This window comes from Microcoleus sp. Pol12A5 (assembly GCF_036701435.1).
Taxonomy (GTDB): Bacteria; Cyanobacteriota; Cyanobacteriia; order Cyanobacteriales; family Microcoleaceae; genus Microcoleus.
In genome coordinates this window covers 1-3094 of record NZ_JAUBQU010000243.1, presented here as the reverse complement: position 1 = coordinate 3094, position 3094 = coordinate 1, and the positions used below count along the sequence as shown (strand labels likewise).

Sequence of the window (3094 nt, the reverse complement as noted above, 5' to 3'; positions counted from 1 at the left end):
TTGTATTATTTACAAAATCAAGAATCAGTAAGTAGATATTTGCAAGATTGGTTGGAATGGTCGCATCAGCAGCGAAAAATCCAAGTAGCAAATCCCCATCCGGCGACAGAAAGATTGCGAAAATTGAAAGCTGAACGGGAAAGAAAATCTGTTATCCAGGGTGCTTGAGAAATGGCGCTAAAATATTTAATGGACGAGAATGTTACGCCCATTTATGCTACACAACTTCGGCGAAAACGCCCTGATTTAGTAGTTTGGGCAGTGGGCGAAATTGGTACACCCCCAAAAAGCACTCTCGATCCGGAGATTTTGGTGTGGTGTGAGGAGCATAACTTTATTTTGGTGACAAACAATCGCAAGTCAATGCCCGTACATTTGGTAGATCATCTGGCTCAAGGTGGTCATATTCCAGGGATTTTCGTTTTGAATCAGGATTTAAGTATTGGGCAAAATATTGAGGAATTGATTGTGATTGTGGATGGTTCGTTTGATAACGAATACCAAGATCAGATCGTCCATCTCCCATTAACATAAACAGGACTGATGCGTAGGCCAGAAACCGATTTTTGCGAGAATATTTGGTGACAGCCGTAGAAAAGGGAAAAAACCAGGTTTTTACGGGTTGTAATGTGTAGGCAAAGTTGGACATGGCAATGATCCTTGGTGTCAACAACCAGGTACAACCAATAGTCCAGCAATCCGGCAGGGGTTGAAACCCCTGCCTCAAAGCGAAAGTCGTCTTCAGACGACTGAAGAACTCATTAGTCCTCTTTGAGAGGACTTTCGCTATTAGACAGGGAATTGATTCCCTGGCGGACTGTCGGGTGGGCGAGAAGGCTGGGTGGACTGACAGCTTAAGTTGTCAGACCTTGGTCACTGCCGTGTCCTAATTCCCCCCCACCAACCAAAAATTCCTGTCACAATAAAATGAATCATACCGAGAGACAAAGGGCATGACGCGAGAGGAAGCAGTGCGGCGAATTGACCAAGCAGCCGAGGAAAAATTGACGGAACTGGATTTGTCGGGGCTGGACTTGGAGGAATTGCCGCCGGAGATTGGCAAGTGCACGCAGCTTGAGACGTTGGTGTTGGGGAAGTGGGATGAGGAGAAAGAGGAATTGCTTGGGAATAAGCTAACTGAGTTTCCTGATGCTGTTCTTCAATTAACCAACTTAAAAATACTTAACCTCAGTGGCAATGAGATTACCTCCATCCCAGAAGTCATCGGAAAACTGTCGAATCTGACACAGCTTGACCTCAGTAACAATCAAATTACATACATCCCAGATGCGATCGGGAAACTGTCGAATCTGACAGAGCTTTACCTCTTTAACAATCAGATTACATTCATCCCAGAAGTCATCGGAAAACTGTTGAATCTGAGAGGGCTTTTTCTCAGTAGAAATCAGATTACCTCCATCCCAGGAGTCATCGGCAAACTGTCGAATCTGACACAGCTTGATCTCGGTGCAAATCAGATTACCTCCATCCCAGAAGTCATCGGCAAACTGTCGAATCTGACACAGCTTGATCTCGGTGCAAATCAGATTACATCCATCCCAGAAGTCATCGGCGAACTGTCGAATCTGACACAGCTTGACCTCAGTGACAATCAGATTACATCCATCCCAGAAGTCATCGGAAAACTGTCGGATCTGACACAGCTTTATCTCAGTTACAATCAGATTACATCCATCCCAGAAGTCATCGGAAAACTGTCGGATCTGACACAGCTTTACCTCTTTAACAATCAGATTACATCCATCCCAGAAGTCATCGGCACACTGTCGAATCTGACATGTCTTCACCTGACTCACAATCAGATTACATCCATCCCAGAAGTCATCGACCAACTGTCGAATCTGACATGGCTTCTTCTCAGTGACAATCAGATTACATCCATCCCAGAAGTCATCGGAAAACTGTCGAATCTGACACACATTGACCTTTATAATAATCAGATTACATCCATCCCAGATGCGATCGGCAAACTGTCGAATCTGACATGGCTTCTTCTCAGTGACAATCAGATTACATCAATCCCAGAAGTCATCGGCAAACTATCGAATCTGACATGGCTTCTTCTCAGTGACAATCAGATTACATCCATCCCAGAAGTCATCGGCAAACTGTCGAATCTGACACGGCTTCTTCTCAGTAACAATCAGATTACATCCATCCCAGAAGTTATCGGCAAACTGTCGAATCTGACAGAACTTGACCTCTTTAACAATCAGATTGAAAAGATTCCTGAAAGTTTGGAAACACTGCCAAAACTTGAAAAACTCAACCTCCGCCACAATCCCCTGCCCATTTTTCCAGAAGTTCTAGGGCCCGCCAACCGGTACGAAGCCCCTGGTAATCCCGCCGACATCTTCAACTACCTCCGCAAACTCCGCAGTGGCGAATTTCTCCCCCTCAACGAAGCCAAAGTCCTCCTCGTTGGGCAAGGCAGCGTCGGCAAAACCTGCCTGATCAACCGCCTCATCCACAACAAATACAACCCCAACGAGCCCCAAACCGACGGACTCAACATCACAGACTGGAAAATTACAGTCAACACCAAACCAGTCAAACTCAACGTCTGGGACTTCGGCGGACAAGAAATCTACCACGCCACCCACCAATTTTTCCTCACCAAACGCAGCCTCTACCTCCTCGTGTGCAACTGCCGCACCAGCGAAGACGAAAACCGCCTCGAATACTGGCTGAAACTGATCGAAAGCTTCGGCGACGCTTCCCCTGTGATCATCGTCGGCAACAAATGCGACGAACAACCCCTGGATCTCAACCGCAAAGCCTTGCGCGACAAATATCCCAATATCAAAGCAATTATCGAAACCTCTTGCCAAAGCGGAACCGGCATCGAGAAACTCCGCAGGGCCATCCACACGGAAATCTCCGAACTCAAAGAAGTCTACGATCTTTTGCCGCTAAGCTGGTTCCAAGTCAAGCAGCGCTTGGAAAACCTCGACAAAGACATCATCAGCATCAGCCAATACGCCACAATCTGCGCTAAAGAAAACATCTTTGAAGAAACCGACCAAACCCAACTGATCGGACTGCTGCACAACCTGGGCATTGTCCTCAACTT

The 3094-nt window shown here is 46.4% G+C and carries 2 protein-coding genes; both read left to right on the top strand.

The features are described 5' to 3' along the window. The first annotated feature begins 171 nt into the window (after positions 1-171). Positions 172-534, top strand: a complete 363-nt coding sequence (locus tag QUA45_RS28345) for a DUF5615 family PIN-like protein (RefSeq protein WP_333223231.1) — start codon at positions 172-174, stop codon at positions 532-534. Positions 535-953: 419 nt separating this feature from the next. Then, on the top strand, positions 954-3094 hold a 2141-nt coding region (locus QUA45_RS28340), incomplete at its 3' end, for a leucine-rich repeat domain-containing protein (protein WP_333223230.1).

Bases quoted from the DNA above. Each gene is read 5' to 3' on its own strand.
- QUA45_RS28345 (WP_333223231.1), top strand. From the start codon at position 172: ATGGCGCTAAAATATTTAATGGACGAGAATGTTACGCCCATTTATGCT.